This window comes from Brevibacterium sp. SIMBA_078 (assembly GCF_046534565.1).
In the GTDB taxonomy this organism is placed as follows: domain Bacteria; phylum Actinomycetota; class Actinomycetes; order Actinomycetales; family Brevibacteriaceae; genus Brevibacterium.
In genome coordinates this window covers 1-243 of record NZ_JAWRYQ010000497.1, presented here as the reverse complement: position 1 = coordinate 243, position 243 = coordinate 1, and the positions used below count along the sequence as shown (strand labels likewise).

Here is a 243-nt window from a genome sequence, read left to right as displayed (position 1 = left end):
ACCTTATCTCTAAGGTTAGATAGGCTTTGCTTGAAGTTATTTGTATTAGATAAGTCGATAAATCTTACAAGATTAAGAAACTCTAATAGCTCATGGAATTCGTTGTCATAAAAGCTGAAGCTTGTTTCTTTCGTTGGGTTTCCTGTATCTCCTCTAAACTTCTGAAGAACGAAACCGAGATGATTATTGTCATTTTCATGAACAATAACTTTAATCTGATCTCTCCCAGTTGGTGAACTTCTG

Annotated in this window: 1 protein-coding gene; it reads right to left on the bottom strand. The window is 34.6% G+C overall.

The window, feature by feature from the left end:
- A partial coding sequence (locus SB749_RS20555) for a hypothetical protein (RefSeq protein WP_410711943.1) occupies nt 1–243 on the bottom strand: 243 nt, incomplete at both ends.